Genomic DNA, 19,683 nt, shown 5'->3' on the forward strand with positions numbered 1-19,683 from the left:
AATGGCGATTTTCCTATACGGCACCTTGCGGCATCTACCGCTTCTGGCGATCGTTCTGGGGCGCGATCCGGGCCCTAATCTGCGCGAAGCCACGTTGCATGACCACGCGGTGCATTGGGCCGCTGGGCAGAGTTTTCCGATGATCCAGCCCGAAAACGGCGCGCAGGCCCAGGGCCTGTTGCTGGATGGCCTGACTACCGACGACCAGGCGCGGCTGGATTTCTACGAAGGTGGTTTCGGGTATCAGTTGCGCCCGGTCACGGTTCAGACCGGGCAGGGCGCGGCCGAGGCCTTGGTATATTTTCCCGATCCGGGCCTAAGGGTTCCGGCTGCGCCCTGGGACTTGCAGGATTGGGTCGCGCGTGACGGCGCGATCGCGCTTGGCGCGGCAACCGAGGTGATGGAGCGCATGGGCCATAACAGCGCGCAAGAGGTGGCGCGCATCTTTCCGGCGATCCGGGCGCGGGCCTGGGCGCGGATCATGGGCGCGCGCGGTGCGCCCACCACCGTGCGCCGTGATGCTCGGCGCGAGGATATCGAGATATCGCCCCGGCCGACGGGCTTTGACGGGTTTTTCCGCGTCAAGCATTTCGACCTCCGCCATCGCACCTTCAGCGGCGGGCAAAGCAACTGGTTTCAGCGCGAAACCTTTGTTGCCTTCGACGCGGCGCTGGTACTGCCCTATGACCCGGAAACCGACCAGGTGCTGTTGATCGAGCAATTGCGCTATGGCCCGATATGGCGCGACGATCCGGTGCCCTGGACGCTGGAACCCATTGCCGGGCTGGTCGATGCCGGTGAACCGCCCGCCGACACCGCCCGCCGCGAGGCGGTAGAAGAGGCGGGGTTGCAGCTGGGCGATCTGCAACGGATGTTCGCGGGCTACCCGTCGCCGGGCTATTCCAGCGAACATTTCCACTGTTTCCTTGGCATTTGCGACCTTGGCAAGCCGCTTGCCGAAAACAGCGGCCTGGACGACGAGAACGAGGATATCCGCAGCCATATCCTGCCGTTCGAACGCGCGCTGGCACTGATCGACAGCGGCGAGATCACGGCGATGCCGTTGACCGCGATGCTGCTATGGCTTGCACGCCATCGTGATCACTTGCGCGCCTCGGCTTGAGTTCGACCCCGGCGGGCCCTAAACCTGATGCAAGCGACAAGAGGGGGATGCATCATGCGAATTGCAGGCGATTTGGCCCAGGCGGTGGGAAACACGCCGTTGATCCGGCTGCGCGCCGCCAGCACGGCGACCGGCTGCGAGATCCTGGGCAAGGCCGAGTTTCTCAACCCCGGCCAATCGGTCAAGGACCGTGCGGCGCTGTTCATCATCCGTGACGCTGTTCAAAAGGGGCTGCTCAAGCCCGGCGGCACTATCGTCGAGGGCACGGCCGGCAATACCGGCATCGGCCTGGCGCTGGTGGGCGCGTCGATGGGTTTTCGCACGGTGATCGTGATCCCTGAAACCCAAAGCCAGGAAAAGAAGGACATGCTGCGCCTGGCCGGTGCCGAACTGGTCGAGGTGCCTGCCGTTCCCTATGCCAACCCCGACAATTACGTGAAATATTCTGGACGCCTGGCCGAGCGCCTTGCCCAGACCGAGGAAAAGGGCGCGATCTGGGCCAACCAGTTTGACAACGTGGCCAATCGGCAGGCCCATATCGAGGGCACAGGCCCCGAGATATGGGAGCAGACGGGTGGCCGCGTCGATGGTTTCGTTTGCGCCGTGGGCTCGGGCGGGACGCTGGCAGGCGTTGGCATGGCGCTGCAGCCAAAGGGCGTGAAGATCGGCCTGGCCGACCCCGAGGGCGCGGGTTTGCTGAAGCTTTACACGGGCGAAGAAAACCCCGGAAACTCGATCACCGAGGGGATCGGGCAGGGGCGCATCACCGCCAATCTCGAAGGTTTTACCCCCGATCACGCTTGGCGCATCCCCGATGCCGAGGCCCTGCCCATCGTCTTTGACCTGCTGTCGGACGAGGGGTTGTGCCTTGGCGGCTCGTCAGGGGTGAACGTTGCCGGCGCGATGCGCCTGGCGCGCGAGCTGGGGCCGGGCCACACCATTGTCACCATCCTGTGCGACTATGGCACACGCTATCAGTCCAAGCTGTTCAACCCGGAATTCCTGGCCGAAAAGGGGCTGCCTCAGCCGGAATGGATGGCAGCCCCCGCGCGCGATCTGCCGACGGTGTTCGACGATGCGTAGTCGTGTTCTGGGGCTGCTGGCCGTTCTGGCGCTGTGCCTGCTGTCCTGGGTGGATATGTCCGTGGCGCAGACGGCCACGCCCGAGGGTGGCGAAGAGGCGCCGGCCACCACGCCTGCGGCCACAGGCGCTGCGGCGCCCTATGATGACCCCGCTTGGGAAAGCCTGGCCATGCGCACCGAGAACGCGCTTGAGGCGGGGCGGGCCTCGAATTTCGCGCTGTCGACGCTGCGCGAGGATTTGGTGGAATGGCGCGCGCTGTTTCTGAACATGCAATCCGCCAATGCCGGGCGTATTCGCACGCTTCAAAGCCAGCTCCAGGCTTTGGGCGAAGCGCCTGCCGAGGGCGAGACTGAACCCGAGCGTATTGCCAGCCAGCGCGAAACGCTTGAAACAAGGTTGGCGAATTTGCGCGTGCCCGTGCAACTGGCGACCGAGGCGCATACAAGGGCCGATCGGCTGATTGCCGAGATCGACACGCTGGTGCGGCAACGCTGGGTCGATGACCTGAGCACGCGCGTTACCTCGCCCCTGAACCCCGAGGTGTGGTTCGAGGCATGGCACGGGCTGCGCGACGGGCTGCGCGCCGTCATGAACGAAGTGCGCGCCCAATACGCCAACCCCATCCGGCGCGACCAGATGTGGAGCAACCTGCCGGGGTCGATCCTGCTTGGGGTGATCGGGCTGGTTTTGTTGCTGCGGGGACGAAAATGGACCGACTGGCTGGCCCGGCGTGCCAGTGCAAGAACCGCGCGCGGGCGCGGGGTGGTGGAATTCATCCTGTCGTTGGGCAAGCTTGTGCTGCCCTTCGCGGGCGCGTTGCTTTTGTCGATGGCCTTGCAGATCACGGGTCTGTTCGGCATGCGCGGCGAAGCCATCGTGGAAAACCTGCCGGCCATCGTGGGCCATATCATCGTGGCGCGCTGGCTGATGTCGATGCTGTTTACCACGCGCGACGCAGGGCGCGGCAACCCGCTGGAAATGGCCGAGGAAACATTGGCGCGCGTGCGCCGGTTGTTCCTGACGCTGGCCTGGGTGTTGTCGGCGGGGGTGCTGATCAAGCTGCTGGCCGATACGACCGACATCACCGATACCGGCCGCGCGGCGCTGTTTTTCCCTTTGGGGGCATTGGCAGCGGTGTTGTTGTGGCGCATCGGCAAGTCATTGCGCCAGTTCGACACGCCCGAAGATGAGGATGGCGGACACGCCAAGCCCTATCGTTTCTTCCTGGTGGCCCTGGTGGGGCGGGGCCTTTCGCTGGTGGGAATCGCGGCGATCTTGCTGGGAATACTGGGCTATGCCCAGGCGTTCGACCTGTTGATAAACGCCAGCACTGGCACGCTCTTCCTTCTGGGGGCGCTGGCGTTGTTCCAGGGGCTTGTCTTTGACATCTATTCGCTGATCACGCGCACCGAAGAGGGCGCGCGCGAGGCGCTGGTGCCGATCCTGATCGGCTTTATGCTGAGCTTTGCGGCGCTGCCGGTGCTTGCACTGATCTGGGGCGCGCGGCTGAGCGACATGAGCGAGCTTTGGACGCGGTTCCGCGAAGGGTTCAATATCGGGGCGACACAGATTTCGCCCACCGATTTCCTGACCTTCGTGCTGATCTTTGCGCTCGGGTATACTGCCACGCGGCTGTTGCAGGGCGCGTTGCGCACGACGGTGCTGCCCAAGACGCGGCTTGATACCGGCGGACAGACGGCGGTGGTATCGGGGCTGGGATACGTGGGTATCTTCCTGGCCGCGGTCATTGCCATCACGACCGCCGGGATCGACCTATCGGGCCTTGCCATCGTTGCCGGTGCCCTGTCGGTCGGCATCGGTTTCGGCCTGCAAACCATCGTGTCGAACTTTGTCTCGGGGATCATCCTGCTGATCGAGCGCCCGATAAGCCAGGGCGACTGGATCGAGGTAGGCGGGCAAATGGGCTATGTGCGCAACATCTCGGTCAGGGCCACCCGGATCGAGACTTTCGACCGTACCGACGTGATCATTCCCAATGCCGACCTGGTCAGCGGCACGGTTACCAACTACACCCGCGGCAACACGGTGGGCCGGGTGATCGTGCCGGTCGGCGTGGCCTATGGCACCGATACCAAGCGGGTGGAACGGATCTTGCAAGAGGTGGCCGAGGCCAACCCGATGGTTCTGTTGCAGCCGCCGCCGGGCGTGCTCTTCATGGGGTTCGGCGCCGACAGCCTCGATTTCGAGATACGCGCCATCCTGCGCGACGTGAACTGGGTGCTTTCGGTCAAATCGGAAATGAACCACGAAATCGCCCGCCGCTTTGCCGAGGAGGGAATCGAGATTCCCTTTGCGCAGCGCGATGTCTGGCTGCGCAACCCCGAGGTTCTGCGCCAAGGGGCGGACGACGAGCCCGAAACGGATGGCGACAGCGACACCGCGCCACCACCCCCCGAGCAGGTCGCGCCCGCCGCGCGCACCCTGCCGCGTACCGCACACCTTGACGAAAGCGATATGGACAACAGCCCTGATGGCGATGCTGACGGAGGCGATGGACGATGACCGAGACCGATTTCCGCACCGATTCCTACCTGCGCCAGTCGGCGGCGCGAGTCACGGCCCATACACCCGAGGGGGGCGTGGTGCTGGATCGCACGATCTTTTACCCGACCGGTGGCGGCCAGCCGGGCGACAGCGGCCGTCTGGAATGGCCGGGCGGCGCGCTGGACATTGCCACCACCGTCAAGGCCGAAGACGATGCCGTTGCGCTGGTGCCCGCCGAGCCGCAGCCTTTGCCCCCCATGGGCACCGAGGTGACGCAGACCCTGGATTGGGATCGCCGCCACCGCCACATGCGCATCCACACCGCGCTCCACCTGCTGTCGGTCGTGATCCCGTTGCCGGTGTCGGGCGGTGCGATCAGCGCCGAGAAGGGGCGGCTTGATTTCAACATGCCCGAGGCCCCGCAAGACCGCGATGCGATCGAGGCGGCGCTGAATGCGCTAGTGGCGCGCGATCTGCCCGTGACCGAGGATTGGATCACCGACGAGGAACTGCGCGCCAATCCCGGCCTGGTGAAAACCATGTCGGTGATGCCGCCGACGGGGCAGGGGCGGGTGCGCCTGATCCGCATCGGCGAAGGCGATGACCAGGTCGACCTGCAACCATGCGGCGGCACCCACGTGGCCCGCACCGGCGAAATCGGGGCGCTGCGCCTGGGCAAGATAGAAAAGAAAGGCCGCGAGAACCGCCGCGTCGCCATTCACCTGGAAGACTGATCCGGGGGTGCACTGGCTGACGCGGCGCGCGCCTGTCAGGCGCGCGTGTCGTCCTTGGCCTGGCCATCCTGCGCCTGCGGCGCATCCGACACGGGCTGCTCGCCGTCGGACAAAGAATTCTGCGCGGGCGGGGGAAGCTCATCCTCGGCCTCGGGCAGGCCCTCGCGCGACAGCAATATGGCGATGGGCCGCAGCGCGGGCACGTGGCTACAAACGATCATCATCGCCACCATGATCGGCACCGACAGGAACATGCCGGGAATGCCCCAGACTGCGGCCCAGAACGCCAGGCTGATGATGATCCCGAACGACGACAGCCGCAACGCGCGCCCCATCAACATCGGGTCGATCACGTTGCCGTTGATGAACTGTATGGCCCCGGCGATCAGGAACACCGCCAGCGTCAGCGACGGGTCGGTCAGTTGAACGTAGGCCACCAGCGCCAGCAGAACCGTTGCCACGATGGAACCGATATTGGGAATGAAGTTCAGGATGAAGGTGATCACCGCCATTGCCAGCGCCAGGTCCAGGCCAAAGGCCTTGGCCACGACAAAGATCATCGCCCCTGTCACCGTGCTGACCAGCGTCTTTACCAACAGGTAGTAATTCACCCGGTGAATGATCGACCCCATGATGCGGCCCACGCGCTCGGCCTGTTCGGCATCGCCTATGAAATTCGTCAGTTTCGTGGAAAACCAGATGCGCTCGGCGAACAGGAAACCCACGAACAGGATGACCAGCACCGTGCCTTGCATCAGGTTGCCGGCCTGCCCCGCAAGCGACCGCAGGTAACCAGATACCTCGACCGTGCGAAAGGAACTGAAAACGGCCATTTCCACGTCTTCGCCCAGCCAGGCGAACATCGCGGCCAGCGCCTCGGGCGCGCGCTCGGTATAGGTAAGCGTGGTGGATAGCACCGTGTTGACCTGCGTCAGGATGATCGAGGTCAGCGACAAGAGCGCGGTCGAGATCATCACCAGCGCCACGATCGAGGCCAGCCAGTTGGGAACGCGGAACGGGCCCACCCGCTGGCGCGCGATGAAATTGATCGCATCCGACGTCAACGCGAACAGAACGATGGCCGTCGCCAGCGAAATCAGCAGGAATCGCGCCTGCACCAGCAAAAACAGCACAACCGCGAAGGCGATGATGATCAGGGCGGCCGTTTGCAGCTTGTAAGGATCGGCATGAAAGGGCGCTGCGGGTCGGGACTCGTCGCGGTTCATGCGGTTGGCGGGACGGTTCATCGGTGTCCTGTTTTTTCTGCGGCTGCACGGCAGTATGGGCGATGGCGCGGCCATGCGCAACGCATGCACCCGGGTTTTGCAAATCCCCCTTGTGTTCGGGGTAGAGCTGTGGCTAGAACACGCCCCACGGAGAGGTGGCCGAGCGGTCGAAGGCGCACGCCTGGAACGCGTGTAGGCGGGAAACCGTCTCCAGGGTTCGAATCCCTGTCTCTCCGCCAATTTTCTTCCCGAGAAGAAGCAAGTTTACCAATGATTTCAGGCGCTTAACCGAAGTCATCGTAAACACGTGGTTGACAATGGTCCACTTTTTTGTCCACATTTTTGCTACATTGTCCGCCGCTGGGGTCTGCCCATGTCTCTCAAGAAGATCGGAAACACCTTCCATCTGCGCCGCCGGGTGCCCAAGCGGTTCGCGCCCATAGAGCCGCGTGAGCTGATCTCCCAGAGCCTTCACACTGACTCGGCACAGCTCGCCAAGCTCAAGGCGGAAGCCGCATGGGCGGAGCTGATAGAAGGCTGGGAAGCGCGGCTGGCCGGGGACACGGACGACGCGGAGCGCCGCTTTAAGGCGGCCCGGGAGTTGGCAGAGCGCCGGGGCTTCCGCTTCCTGCCCGCCGCCAAGGTGGCGGAGCTGCCCAAGGTGGAGCTTCTGGAACGCATCGAAGCCGTGCCAGAGCACAAGGGTGAGCCGAACATGGTGGAGGCCGCTGCCCTCTTGGGTGGCGTCTCTGAGCCGCTCATCACGGTGACGCGGGCGCTGGAACTCTACTGGGGACTCGCCAAGGACAAGACCTTGGGCAAGAGTGAAGACCAGCTTCGCCGCTGGGAAAACCCGCGCAAGAAAGCGGTGAAGAACTTCGTGGACGTGGTAGGCGACAGGCCCCTGCCCGAGATAACCGGAGACGACATGCTGGCCTTCCGGGACTGGTGGATTGATCGAATTGTCGAAGAGGACATGACACCCAACAGCGCGAACAAGGACCTGATCCACCTTGGCGACGTGCTCAAGACGGTGAACCGCATGAAGCGGCTGGGGCTGGTCTTGCCCCTCACCGACCTGTCCTTGAAGGAAGGCGAGAAGAAGAAGCGCCCGCCCTTCTCGGAGGTGTGGATTCAGGAAAGGCTCTTGGCTCCGGGGGCTTTGGACGGCTTGAACGATGAGGCCCGGGCCATCTTGCTGGTGATGGTGAACACCGGATGCAGACCCTCGGAAATTGCCGCCCTGACGCCGGAGACAATTCACCTCAAGTCTAACGTGCCGCATATCTCGATTGAGCCCGTGGGCCGCCAGCTCAAGAGCCGCCGGGCGCGTCGGAAGATCGCCCTCACCGGGGTCAGCTTGGAGGCGATGCGCGGCTTTCCAGATGGCTTCCCGCGCTACCGTGACAGCTCTGCCAGCCTGTCCGGTGTCGTGAACAAGTTTCTTCGGAAAAACGGGTTGCTCCAAACTGACAGACATTCGCTCTACTCGTTGCGACACGCTTTTGAAGACCGCTTGCTTGCGGCCAAGGTTGATGAGCGGGTGCGGCGGGATTTGATGGGCCATCGCCTCACCCGGGAAGAGTATGGCGACGGGGCCACGCTGGATTTTCAGCGCGACGTTCTTGCGCCTCTGGCGTTCTGAGCAACGGCCCGGGCGCGGGCAACAATGTCGTCCATCGCCTCAGCCTCGGCAATTTCTGCCTCAATGCGCTGGAATATCGGCGCATAGGCCGGGTCGGCCACCACCATCCGCGCAACCTTGTCCCGCGCCCTGTGGAGGCGCAGCAGGTCGGAGGTAATGGTGGCCGGGGCGTTCATCGTCTCAGCCGTTGAGCCGCACGTTGACGGTGCCGCTGGGGTTGGCGGCGGCGGTCACGGCCAGTCCGATTTCCGGGTTGGTGCCGGTGTCGTCGTCGGTCGTGACCAGCCCGGCGGAGTCGTCCCAGTAGACGACGGTCCCCACGGTGAAGGCGTCGGTATTGACCTTGGGCATGGTGAAGACGCCCACGGTCACAAGGTCGAGGTCTTCGCCAATGGCGGCGTCCCCGGCGGCGATGCCGAAAAGACTGCCAACAAGGACGCCTTCGCCGGAATTGGCGGCGGCGGTCGCGGTCACGGTGATATTCTCACCCTTCTGCACATAGTTCTTCATCTCAGAGTCCTTTCGAGGTTCGGAAGAGGATTGTGGACGGCGGACGCGACTGAGCCGCCGCGATCTCGGCGTCCAGCGCCGCCAACGCCCGGGCCATCTCGGAGTCAGAGCGGTATTCCACCTCTTCCCCGTTCTGGTCCCGGAAGCGGCGGGCACCGGACATGCGGGCGGCGTGGAGGTCCGCCCGCATCTTGGAAAGCTCTGCCACGGTCGCCATGATCAAGCGCCCGGGTTGAGGTAAGCGCCGCGCCAGTCAACGGCACCGCAGCCGAAGTCCAGCACAACCCGGAACTCCATGCCCAGCACGTCCCAGCCTTCACGGGACGCCATCTGCGGCCCCTGAGCGGAGCTGAGATAGCTGTATTCCAGCACGGGCAGGACGCCGGGGTCCGCGAAGATGTAGAAGGACTCGTCGGCAATGCGCGGCTCAACCAGTAGCGTCAACCGCCCGGTGAAGGGGTTGGCGTCGGCCACGGTCGCGGCATAGATGCTGGCAAGGATTTGCTCTGCCGTAGTTTCGAGTTCCGGTCCTACCAGAAGGTAACGCGGGGTGGCGTTGATCGGGGTCTTGCCGTCCAGTGCCTTCATGCCGCGCATGGCTTTGCGGGCCGCGTCCAGAGCTGCGATTTCCAAAGCGGACCCGGCGGCAAGGTTGCCGTGGTCGGCATGGAAAAGCGCCTTGCCGTCTTCGCCCATGGTTGGGTTGCCCAGTAGCAGCGACAGCATCAGGTTGGCTTCTGTCTCCGCCGCCATCCGTCCCGCCGTTGCGCCCCAGTCGCGGAACGCGCCAAGGTCGTCGTTGATGAGTGCCTTGCGGCTGATAGCGAACTGCGTGGCATAGGTGTCCAGCGCGTAGGATTCGGACGCCTCTGCCCGGCTGGTGTGGGTGATTTCGCCCGACTCGCTGACCTTGGACAGCGTGCCCACGTCGGAAAGTCTCAGCCGAGTCCCGGGCCGGAAGTCGGCGAGGGTGGACTGTCGGGCCAGCGTCGTCTTCACCGGGCTTTGCGCTGCCTGATAGGCCGCCACCAACGTCCGGTTGCCGGTGCTGGTGAGAAGCTGGGGGAAGTCGGACGTGGTGTGCATGGCGGCTCGGAAGAGCTGGTCCGCGTCCATTGCCCGGGTGCTGGTGCCAGTGGCCTCCACGCAAGCCCGTGCCATGTCGCGCAGCGACTCGTTCATATAAGGTCGTGCCTCTTCGGAGGGTGCTTCCCCGTTCACGCGGGCAAAGAGTGCATCAGCACGGCGTTGCAGGACCGTGGCGGGGTTGTCTGCCTCGCTGGTCGCCGTGCGGATGCGCGGCGTGGTGCGGCCACGGTCCTGCATTGCCACGAAGGCTTCCGCCCGGGCTTCGGTGATGGACAGCTCACGGTCCACCATGTCGTCTGCCTGTTCGCTGGTCAGGCCAGCGGAACGGGCAATCTGACGGATTGCGGCGCGGGTCTGCGTCCGGTCATCGTCGCGGGTTTCGGTGGAGGTGTCCTCAACCGTGATTTCGTCGTTTTCCATTTGGTTACTCCTGATTGTGGCCCCCTTGTCGGCGGGCACGGGGACGAAAGAGATTTCCGAGATTTCGGGGGTGATGGTGCGCACCGGCTGTCCGGTTGCGGGGTCGGTGGAGCGGGTGGCCTTGCCTTGGCGATAGCCAATGCTGGCACTGGTCACGATTCCGGCTTCGATCTCGCCCAAGAGCCAATCGGCCCGCTCAGAGATTTGCACGTCAGCCCAGAGGCCCGCGTCATCCACACCAGCGGCCACGACGCGGCCCAGAAGGTTGTCCAGCCCGTCCTGCCGGTGGGTGTTGAGCACGGGCAGCCCCACGATGGTCTGCGGGTCTGGTAGCGTCAGCCGCTCAATGTAGCCGCGCCGCTGGACGGCGGCCCCGGTCGAGACGGTCACGCGAACGGTGCGGTTGTCGCGGTTGAGTGAAGACGGACGGAAGGCCGCCCGCCGCGTCATCAGATCAAGCGGCATTGTCGGACTCCTTGGGCTTGGCGGTGAAAGGGTCGGCGGCAATCTCCGAGTCCAGGTCTTCGAGTGCCCAGCCGCGTTCGGCCACGGCCTTGCGGCGGCTGGTCAGCCCGGCTTCCAGTTCGGCCACGGTCGCTTGCACGTCCTTGAGCGGGTCCACCTGCATGGGCTTCGGGGGCAGCCAGTCGCAGGCCAGATAGGCCCGGGCATTGGACTCGAAGTCCGGGGCCGCCAATTCACCCGACAAGACGCCATAGGTGACAACGCGCCGCCAGATCGGGCGCAGCAATTGGGGCACCAGCGTTCCGTATTGGATTTGCTCCACGCGCTGCCGGAAGGGCAGCAGACCGGCCCGGAGGCTGGAATAGTTGGCCCCGGTCAGATCACCCGAAAGAAGGTGCTCCGGCAGCCCCAGCCCGGCGGCGAGCTGTTGGAGGTTGAGGCGCAGAAAAGCACCGATTTCCTGAGCCTGCCCGGGCGTGTTGAACTTCACGTCATAGCCGGTGGGCAGCCGCTTCATAGTGCCGGGCTCAAGGCCGGTTTCCATGATGCCGCCCGACTCCGTGCCGTCATAGGGTTCCCCGGCAGTGCCGTTCATATCGACAAGAAAGGCCGCGTGCATTGCCGCCACCTTTGTGCCCACCAGCAGCGCATCACAGAGCTGGTCAAATTCAGAGGCGGGCAAGATGACGGGGGCCAGCCAAGAGACGCCCCGGACCTGTCCCGCCGCCAGCGGCTTCATCACATGCAGAATCTCTTCCGCCGGGATACGGACGGGCGGGGCATAGTTGGCGAACTGGTCATGGGGACGGCTAGGAAGAACGTGATAGGCCACCCGGGTCCCATCCGAATCGAACTCGACTCCTTGAACGATGCAGGCCCCGTCCGCCAGTTCGCGTGTTAGGGACTCGTCCACCAATTCCGGCGGGATCAGGCGTAGACGCGGCCCGGCTTCAGTGGTGATGATCTGGACAAAGGACTCGCCGTCGATGACCAGCGCCCGGGCAATGTCGGCTTGCAGGCCCCAGAAGTCCGTCCGGCCATCGGCGTCGGCGTTGTCAGCCCAGAGATTGAAATGGGCGGTGAGTTCCGCCCGGGTGTCCACGTCGGGGTGCTTCGGGGTGGGCACAATGCCCGGCCCCACCAGAGCCCCGACCCAGTTGGCAACAGCTTGCGCCAGCCAAGGGTTGTTCGCGGCAAGGTAGCGGGCGCGGCTCCGAAGAGAAGCGCCAGCGGCGGAGACTTCCGGATTGATGCGCCCCATCGTGCCCATGCCCCAGCCGCGCCGCCCCCCGGCTGCCCCGTCGAAACGGCGAACATGGGTGGGCTTGGCGGCGCGGCGGAGGAACTTGGGCAGGAAGGGGAACGCCATCGGATCAGCCTTCCGCCTTCAGCCGCCCGGAAATGGCGGTGAAGAGCTCAGTCAGCTCAAGAACGACGCGAAGGCGGTTGGGCTTTCGGCCCAGAATTGCAGCCACGTCGTCGCCATTGCCGCCGGGCGCGTCCAGCCACCCGAAGGCCGCGTGAACCTGAGCGGGAACACTGCGCCCGGGCTGTTCCTGCCGGATCGTGAGGCCCCAACGCTCACCCGCCGCCGCGCCCCGGATTGCGTCCAGAAGGCCGCCGAAAGACCGGCGGAGCTCATCGCCGCGCTGAGACGGTGCCCACTGGTCCACGTCCAAGAGCGGCAAGGCTTCGGCGGCTTCCGTCACCTTGCGAAGAACCGGAGCGCCCATGTCGATGGACAAGAGGTCGCAAAGGACGGCGGCGTGGAAGACTTCGGCCTCGGGGAAGACCAGTGTCCCCCGTTCGTCGATTGCCTGCCCGTTGTTCAGGAAGCCACGTTTGGCGAGATGCCTGACACGCTCATGCGTGATCTTCATGTCTTCGCGGTCGGTAAGCCCATCCGCCTCGCAAATCAGGTGGGAGATTTCGGTCACGGTGTAATCGGTCATGGTCAGCAACTCCTTTGCTGACTAACCGATAGCATGGGTCTGGGACATTGGCCAGATTTTTCTGGGACATTGGCCAGACCCGTGTTAAAACTCGATTCGACGCTGAGCGAGATGCGTCTTTCTTTCCTCTGAAAAATCGTGCGGGGCGACGTCACCATGTCGCCCCGTTTACCTTTCTCAAGCCTTCGCCATCTGACGCAAGATACCAAATGGCAGCTCGAGAACGTGCCCGGCTGTCGAGGACAACCACCAAACGTTCAGTAGGAAACCACAGTTTTGACCCTCTAAGTAGCTTGCGCGTGGACTAAAGTCGCATATGGTTAAGAGCAATACCACAGAAGGGCCAATATGTTAGCTGACCAGCTTTCCCGCTTAGCCAAAGAATACACCTATGAACGTGCCAAGCCGTTCACAGGTTCAAAATTTGGCGACTTTGTGCGACATGACATTGCGGTGGAGGCAAAAAAACTACTCGCGTTTGGTCCATTTGATCTGAAGGTTAAGGCCAGCGTTGGACAAGGCGTCTGGGCGTCTGTGCCCTGGCTGGCTTTTTTCGATCCTTTGGTCACTGAAACTGCAACACAAGGCTTCTACGTTGTTTTCCTAATTAATCCGGATGCGCAGACTATTACTCTATCGATGAATCAGGGAACAACAGCGATTTACAACGAGTTCGGGCCAGCCCACGGCCGGGATGTGCTTAAACGGAGAGCCCGTGACATAGCAGATCGTATACCAGAGTTTGCGAAGAAATTTTCTGATGACCCTATCGACTTGGGTTCAACGGCTGGTCTTCCGGCCGGGTATGAGGCTGGGCACGCTTTTGGAAAAACCTACAAAGCTGCAAAGCTCACTGACGAAATTCTCCAGGCGGACCTCCATCAGATGCTTCTTGCATACGAAGCGCTTGTGAACCGGGGTGGAACGACACCAAGCGAGGTGATGCAGGAAGAGGCCAAAGGGAAAAATATCGACGAGACAAGGCGTTACATTCTTTCTCGGCGCATCGAACGGTCTCCAAACGTGCGCAAAGGTGTACTAAAATTAAAGGCACCGGTCTGCGAATGCTGTGGCTTGGACCCCAAACGCGACTATGGCTTCAACGGCTCAGCGCATGAAATGCCGCTCGATGTGCATCATGCCGCACCTCTTCGTGACCTCGCTGAGGGTGAAACGCGGCGATACAGAATTCCAGATGACTTTATGGTGCTTTGTCCGACCTGTCATCGCATGATACACAAGATTGGCGATCCGTCAGACTTGTCCAAGCTTAAAAGAATGCTGCGTTTCAAGATTGCGCGTGAGGTTTTTTCCCTCACATATTGAGTGTCTCTGAATTGACTTTTTTCAAATTAAGGAGCCAAAATTTCTAGATGAAGTATAAAATATCACCTTGTCACTAATTGCTTTACTTGGCGGCCGTATACCTAAATTAGATAAATTATTCGCTTATAAGGAAATGCTATAACTTCCCGATTAATTATCTGTTCAACCAAGACGACTTCACCACAGAGCGGGCCGTTTTAGGAAGTTTCTTCGCCTCCACTTCCTCTTCGCGGCGTTCCACCTTGGCGTTCACCAGCGCCCGGACGGCCATGGCGTAGACGACGCAATCCAAGCTCTCCGCCCGCCGCCCAGGAATCCGTTCCCATTGCCGCACGGGGGCTCCTTTCACATAGCGCATGACCAGCCGTTCGGAGGCCAACTCTTCATAAAACCGGCCCTCCAAGCTGTCAGAAAACCGAACGCTCTTGCCCCGGCTCAGGCGGCTGGTGAGTTGGCCCTTGACCGAGTCCACGCCCACGATGAAAAGGCGGCTGCCCCGCGTGTCGCTGGCCCGGATCACGGGCCGGTTCCCTGCGGCCCCCTTGATCGCATAGACCCGGCGGACAGATCGTGGGCGGCAGAACGCAATCACGCGGTCCATGGTTTCGCCGTCGCCTGCGTCCACCGCCGCCGCGTCGACGCGCAGGATGCCGCCCTTGGGGTGTTTCCAGATGGTGCGCAAGGCGTCGTCCAATTCCGCCCACACGTCGTCGGCTATCGGGTTGCCCCAGATGACGAATTGGCTCAGCACGAAGATTTCATCCCGGCCCCAGCCAAGAAACACGATTTCCAGCCGGTCGCGTTGTACGTCCACACCGGCGGTCACGAATAGCACATCTGGAGGGATCGCATCGGGCAGCCCAAATGGTTCGGCCCGGGCGGCCAAGACCGCTTCGTCGAGCTCTTCCGCCGCCTCGCGCCAGCCTTGTGCAAGGATCGTGTTGACGAAGACCTGCAAAGTGTCGGGCTGTTTCTTGGCCTCCACGAACTCAGCCGCCAGCTTGCCCCATGAGGCGTTGGCCAGCGTCGAGACAAGGGCATTGAGCCGAAAGCCCGCATGGCCCACCACATGCGGCTGTGTGGCCCGCCAGCGGCCCTTCTGGATCATCTCCGCCTTGTGCCGCTCTTCCACCACGCTGCCACACTCCGGGCAGACGTAGGCAGCCTTCTGGGGCTCGCCTTCGGGCCAGACAATATAGGCCCATTGGATTTCGTGATGGTGCCCGCAATCGGGGCAAGGCACCTCATAGATTCGCTGGTCGGAGCGGGCATAGGCCCGGAGCACGTTGGACGTGGCCTCATGGGTTGGGGTGCTGCCCAAGATGATCTTGCGGTTGGCAAAGCTCAGGGTGCGCCGCTCCGCCAGCGTGATCGGGCTGCCCTCCACGCCTGCTTCCATCGCGTCGGCTTCGTCTATCAACAGGACGCGGACGTTGTGGCGGCGAAGGTTGCGGGGGCTCTTTGCAGCGATGATCTTTAGCGATCCGCCGGGGAAGCGGCGACTGAGCAAAGTGGAACGGCCCGATTCGTCGGCGTCGGCAGAGATAAGCCCGCGCAACGCGGGGGTGGCCTCAAAGATCGGCTCAAGGTCGGAAACGGTGTAATCCCGGCAATCGGCCTCGGTCGGCAAAAGGGCCAAGATCGGCGCGGGCTCGTTGGCGACATAGGACGCCAGCGCCCCGGTCAACAGCGTAGTGAAGCCCACCCGGACGGGCTTGACCAGAGTCACCCGCTCAAGAGTCGGGTCGGAAATGGCGTCAGCAATCTCGCGCTGGTAGGGCCAGAGCGACACGCGCCCCGGCAGAGCGGAGACACCTTCGGGAAGCCGCATGTGGGTTTCGATCCACTCGGACAGGGACAGGCGCGGCGGCGGGGTAAGCGCCTTCAGGGCGTTCTGGCGGGTGATGGTGAGCGCGTCAGTCATGGGCGGTTTCCTCCAAGGCGTCCCGGACTTCCCGGTCTATCGCGGCAATGTCGTGCGGGGTCAGATGGCCAGCGGTTTGCGCCACCCGGGACGGCACCGCCAGCATGGCGGCCCGGACGCCCCGGAGGACGGCGGCCCATTCCCGTTCCACCTCGGCGGCGGGGATCAACTCGGCCCGTGCCTTTGCGTTGGCGGTTTCCGCCTTTTCCGCATTGGCCTTTGCCAAACGGAGCTTTTCGGCGGCGAGTTCCGCGTCCACCTGTTTTCCCCGGGCGAGGGACCGGGCGTGTTCGCAATAGGCCAGCACGGCGGCCCGGAGGGGATAGCGGGTGCCGTCCACCCGGGGCAGGATACCGTCTCGCCCCAGTGCATGAATCCGGTTCGGGGCAATCCCCAGCCATTCCCCCAGTTCACCAGCACTCACCACGGGGGACGCTTCGCCGGGGGCGTCGTCTTCGTCTGGGGCCTCCAAGATTTCTTCGATTTGTTCCAGTGTGTAGCTCATTGCTCGTTACCTCTCAGGGGGCATTTTCCCACGGGGATTTCCCCCACGGGTTTTCTCGATTCCAGATTCTCTCCACAGGGGGAAAACCCGGGGCTCCGCGCCCCCCGCACCCCGGCCCCCCGGGAAGGACCCGCCAATCCCCCACACTGGGGCTCTGTCCCCCAAGCGTCCGGCCCAAGGGGAGTGTGGACCGTGTGGGCCGTAGCACGGTCCACGCATAACCCATTGAAACGAATGGGAGATAGTCCGTTTGTGGACCGTGTGGACCGTAAAACGCCATTGTAACCCCCCAGAGCCTTGTCCCGCCGCTGCCCAAGGGGGGCATACCGCTCTGAGACTCTTTTTGCTCTGATACGGTCCACACGGTCCACACAACGGATTCTCCCTTGGGAATCAGAGTCTTGCATGTGGACCCTGCGGTCCACGGCACGGTCCACACGGTCCACGGCTAAGGTCACAGCAAATCCCCCCTGCACCAGACGTTCTTGCTCCGGGTCTTCCGCTTTTCCCACCCCAGATCGCGCATGATTGCGGCGGCCCGCTTCTGGTGACCTTGGTGCTGCTGTGCGCTGGTGAGCCCCAGAGCTTCCCCCAGCACCTCGGAGATGGTGACTTCCGTCCTGACGGTGCCCTCTTCGTCCAGATCGTGCGGGGGGCAATCCAGCCACGCGGCCACGTCCTCTGACCAGCTATCGGACTCCCGTGCCGCCTCCTGCACCGGCTTCGCGTGTTCCGCCTCAAAGTCACGGTCCAGCCACCACGACTCCCCGTCGTTGTAGGCCGCGAAGGCTTCGGCAAAGAGCTGGTCCCGCTCAGCGGCAAGCGCGTCAATGTCGATGACCTTGCCCACGGTGATGGGCCAGAAGCGCCGCCCGCCCGTGGTGTCCCGGAGGAACTGTTCCTCATTCGTCGTGCCGACGAAAACGCACTGGCGGGGGAACGCTTCGTCATAGCGGGCATAGGGCAGCCGCACCCGGTCAACGGCACCGGAAAGGAAGGCTTTCAGGTCTTCCGTTTCGCTCTTCCGGGACGGGGCCAGCTCCGCCAGCTCCACCAGCCACTTCCCCTGAAGGTGCCGGATTGCGTCAGTCCTGTCCGCCGTGATGCTGGGCAGCGTGTCGCTGAAATACTCCGCCCCAGCGAGGACGCGGCAAGCAGTGCTCTTGTTCTGCCCCTGCGGCCCGGACAGGACAAGCGTGTGGTCCGCCTTGCACCCGGGCTGCATCACCCGGGCCACCATCTGAATGAGGAACTTGCGCCCCACGGCCCCGATATAGGGGGAGTCGTCCGCCCCGGCATGGCGCACCAGCCACGAGTCCAGCCGGGGCTTGCCGTCCCAGCGGAGCGCTCTGAGCTGGTCCCGGATCGGATGATAGGCCAGCTTCCGGGCCACGGTCTGAGCAGCGTCTGCCACCAAGTCCTTGCCCACGGTTTGCAGGCCCAGCCGCTCAAGAGCTATGCGGGCAAGAGCCACGGCGGCGTCCGTCAGCGGCCCGTCGCGCCATTCGTCGCGGCCCGTCATCATGTTGTGGGCAAGTCCGGGCAGGACGGAGTCTAGGTTTCGGCCCAGATACAGCGTCGTGTTGTGCAGGTTGATGACGGGACTGTTGCCCCGCATGATCGGGGTGCCCCAGTCCGCCTTCGCGGGCAGCACCTCCTTGCCCTCCAACATCGCTTCCACGTCTTCCAGCGTCCACTTGCGCGGCTCCGGGGGCTTGTCGTCATCGGTCAGCAGGTCCAGCAACTCGCCACGCTCTCGGGCCACCTTGGCGAAGGCGCGTTCAACGGCCCGGTCCCTCTGCCGTTCATCGACTCGGCTCCACCATTCCCCGGCGGCCCCTTCGTGCTCGGCAATCGCTTCCCGGGCTTCCTCTTCGCTATCGCCCAGCCGGGCGAGATTTTCGAGGAAGCGCCACGCCTCACCGCTGCCCGACACGTCCTTGCCACCCTTGCCGGTGGCGCTGGCCTTGGCCTGCAAAGACGGCCCGTGCTCTCCCAAGAGCCAGCGGAGCGCGTCCAGATCAACGCGGCGGAGCTCTTCGCCGTCGCTCACCATGTTGCCGGTGACGGTCAGGAACTTGCGTTCGGTGAAGAGCGCGATTTCCTTGTGATTGCCCGGCAATGCGAAGGCGCGTCCCGCCCCCGGGCTGCCATCGGCGGCGGGCAGTATCAGGCCCTCTTCCCGGAGCGCGCCAACGTCCGCATCTCGGCAGAGGAAGAGCACATGAACGCCGGTCTGCCCGGGCGACACGTCGGCATAGCTCTGGAAGCGGCGGAGGACGGGCGCGGCCCAAGAGGTGAGTTCACCTGTCTCCGGGTTCCGGCAACCGTCCAGATCAATGCCCCCAAGCCGCCAGCCGGGCAGGTCCGGGACGCCCGCCAGCATGATGCCCAGCCCCTTGGGCCGGTTGGTCTTGAAGGCGTCGGAGCGGCGCTGTGCGGCGGCTCTGGTGCCCCAAGTCCTCGGCTTGGTCGTGCTGGCCAAGCTGCCCGTCTTCGGGTTCTTGGGCGGCTTGCTCCACCTGTCCTTCTGCCACACCTCTTCCCAAGCCGCCCAGACGGGCGCAGTGGCCAGATCGGACAGCGGAACGGCTTGCAATTTCGGCGAAAGATTATTAGCATTCCTCATGTGATTGTCCCTTTTTTGTGAGCGGCTTTCATGTGATCTTCCTGTATGGTGAGGGGAGTTCATTTCTTTGTCCCTGCTGGGAATCCTGTTCAAGCCCCCTGCCGTTGGTCCCGGCAGGGGGCTTTCCTTTTGCGCGTTCGATTCGGTATGATAGCGGCCGTTCGCAGATGTTCTTGTCCACATCGTTGTCCACATTTCTGACCACGCGGATTTGCAACGTGTTGTTTTTGAAATGTTTTTCAGGACGTCATTTGCGGACGGACGGACTGTCTCTCCGCCACTTGCCTTCGCGAAAGCGTTCTCCCGATCTGACTGCGGTCGATTTTTCTCGTTGTTTTCGAGGGTTATGCGGGAGGGGCTGAACACCGCCCCTTGCGCCAGATGAGCCGAAGGCGGTCTCTCAGGGCCGACATTCTCCGGACCTCATGACTGCGCCGATTTGGTGAATAGCTTGTAACCGACAGAAAATGTTGAGGTTTTTTGAGGGCGCAGCTGAGCACTTGGATGAGGGTGGCGTTCTTGAGATGGAACAGAAATCGAACTGTT

General features: G+C 63.2%; 16 protein-coding genes and 1 tRNA gene. 7 read left to right on the forward strand and 10 right to left on the reverse strand.

Features of this window, described 5'->3' with window-relative positions:
* Position 1: 1 nt before the first annotated feature.
* The 4 genes from M8744_RS10080 to M8744_RS10095 are packed head-to-tail and all read left to right on the forward strand — an operon-like array spanning position 2 to position 5,446.
* Positions 2-1,123, forward strand: coding sequence for an NUDIX domain-containing protein (locus tag M8744_RS10080; RefSeq protein ID WP_251414649.1), 1,122 nt, complete (start codon positions 2-4; stop codon positions 1,121-1,123).
* Positions 1,124-1,177: 54 nt separating this feature from the next.
* Positions 1,178-2,206 (forward strand): cysteine synthase A, encoded by a 1,029-nt coding sequence (locus tag M8744_RS10085; protein ID WP_251414652.1) that lies wholly within the window; start codon positions 1,178-1,180, stop codon positions 2,204-2,206.
* Entirely contained in the window at positions 2,199-4,730 is a 2,532-nt protein-coding gene (locus tag M8744_RS10090; protein WP_251414654.1) for a DUF3772 domain-containing protein, read from the forward strand. The genes M8744_RS10085 and M8744_RS10090 overlap by 8 nt, the downstream gene beginning before the upstream one ends.
* Positions 4,727-5,446, forward strand: coding sequence for an alanyl-tRNA editing protein (locus tag M8744_RS10095; protein WP_251414656.1), 720 nt, complete (start codon positions 4,727-4,729; stop codon positions 5,444-5,446). Before M8744_RS10090 ends, M8744_RS10095 begins: the two co-directional genes overlap by 4 nt.
* 35 nt (positions 5,447-5,481) lie before the next feature.
* Here M8744_RS10095 and M8744_RS10100 read toward each other — a convergent pair whose 3' ends face one another.
* Positions 5,482-6,672: an AI-2E family transporter gene (locus M8744_RS10100; RefSeq protein ID WP_251414725.1), complete on the reverse strand. Its 1,191-nt coding sequence runs from the start codon at positions 6,670-6,672 to the stop codon at positions 5,482-5,484.
* A gap of 149 nt (positions 6,673-6,821) precedes the next feature.
* Between M8744_RS10100 and M8744_RS10105 the strand changes: the two genes are divergently transcribed.
* Positions 6,822-6,911: transfer RNA gene (locus M8744_RS10105), tRNA-Ser, on the forward strand.
* Between the two features lie 134 nt (positions 6,912-7,045).
* Positions 7,046-8,317: a DUF6538 domain-containing protein gene (locus M8744_RS10110; RefSeq protein ID WP_251414658.1), complete on the forward strand. Its 1,272-nt coding sequence runs from the start codon at positions 7,046-7,048 to the stop codon at positions 8,315-8,317.
* Here the strand turns inward: M8744_RS10110 and M8744_RS10115 are convergent.
* Genes M8744_RS10115 through M8744_RS10140 form a run of 6 tightly spaced genes read right to left on the reverse strand, consistent with a single transcriptional unit; the run spans position 8,284 to position 12,753 of the window.
* Positions 8,284-8,493: a hypothetical protein gene (locus M8744_RS10115; protein ID WP_251414660.1), complete on the reverse strand. Its 210-nt coding sequence runs from the start codon at positions 8,491-8,493 to the stop codon at positions 8,284-8,286. The genes M8744_RS10110 and M8744_RS10115 overlap by 34 nt on opposite strands.
* A gap of 4 nt (positions 8,494-8,497) precedes the next feature.
* Positions 8,498-8,827 carry a DUF2190 family protein gene (locus M8744_RS10120; protein ID WP_251414662.1) on the reverse strand — a complete coding sequence of 110 codons (330 nt, stop codon included), beginning with the start codon at positions 8,825-8,827 and terminating at the stop codon, positions 8,498-8,500.
* Position 8,828: 1 nt separating this feature from the next.
* Positions 8,829-9,044, reverse strand: a complete 216-nt coding sequence (locus M8744_RS10125; RefSeq protein ID WP_251414665.1) for a phage head-tail joining protein — start codon at positions 9,042-9,044, stop codon at positions 8,829-8,831.
* Positions 9,045-9,046: 2 nt separating this feature from the next.
* Positions 9,047-10,801, reverse strand: coding sequence for a prohead protease/major capsid protein fusion protein (locus M8744_RS10130; RefSeq protein WP_251414667.1), 1,755 nt, complete (start codon positions 10,799-10,801; stop codon positions 9,047-9,049).
* Complete coding sequence (locus M8744_RS10135; protein ID WP_251414670.1) at positions 10,791-12,170, reverse strand: phage portal protein; 1,380 nt, start codon at positions 12,168-12,170, stop codon at positions 10,791-10,793. Before M8744_RS10135 ends, M8744_RS10130 begins: the two co-directional genes overlap by 11 nt.
* Positions 12,171-12,174: 4 nt before the next feature.
* Positions 12,175-12,753, reverse strand: a complete 579-nt coding sequence (locus M8744_RS10140; RefSeq protein ID WP_251414673.1) for a hypothetical protein — start codon at positions 12,751-12,753, stop codon at positions 12,175-12,177.
* 348 nt (positions 12,754-13,101) lie between these two features.
* Here M8744_RS10140 and M8744_RS10145 point away from each other — a divergent pair, with 348 nt between their 5' ends.
* On the forward strand, positions 13,102-14,079 hold the full coding sequence (locus M8744_RS10145; RefSeq protein ID WP_251414674.1) for an MrcB family domain-containing protein: 978 nt from the start codon (positions 13,102-13,104) through the stop codon (positions 14,077-14,079).
* Between the two features lie 154 nt (positions 14,080-14,233).
* Here M8744_RS10145 and M8744_RS10150 read toward each other — a convergent pair whose 3' ends face one another.
* The 3 genes from M8744_RS10150 to M8744_RS10160 form a co-directional block, all read right to left on the reverse strand.
* Positions 14,234-16,003, reverse strand: a complete 1,770-nt coding sequence (locus M8744_RS10150; protein ID WP_251414676.1) for a phage terminase large subunit family protein — start codon at positions 16,001-16,003, stop codon at positions 14,234-14,236.
* A complete protein-coding gene (locus tag M8744_RS10155) occupies positions 15,996-16,508 on the reverse strand; it encodes a DUF1441 family protein (protein WP_251414678.1) in 513 nt (170 codons plus the stop codon). Before M8744_RS10155 ends, M8744_RS10150 begins: the two co-directional genes overlap by 8 nt.
* A 454-nt stretch (positions 16,509-16,962) precedes the next feature.
* Entirely contained in the window at positions 16,963-19,137 is a 2,175-nt protein-coding gene (locus tag M8744_RS10160) for a VapE domain-containing protein (protein ID WP_251414679.1), read from the reverse strand.
* Between the last annotated feature and the right edge of the window lie 546 nt (positions 19,138-19,683).

The organism is Lutimaribacter degradans (assembly GCF_023703375.1).
GTDB classification, from domain to species: domain Bacteria; phylum Pseudomonadota; class Alphaproteobacteria; order Rhodobacterales; family Rhodobacteraceae; genus Lutimaribacter; species Lutimaribacter degradans.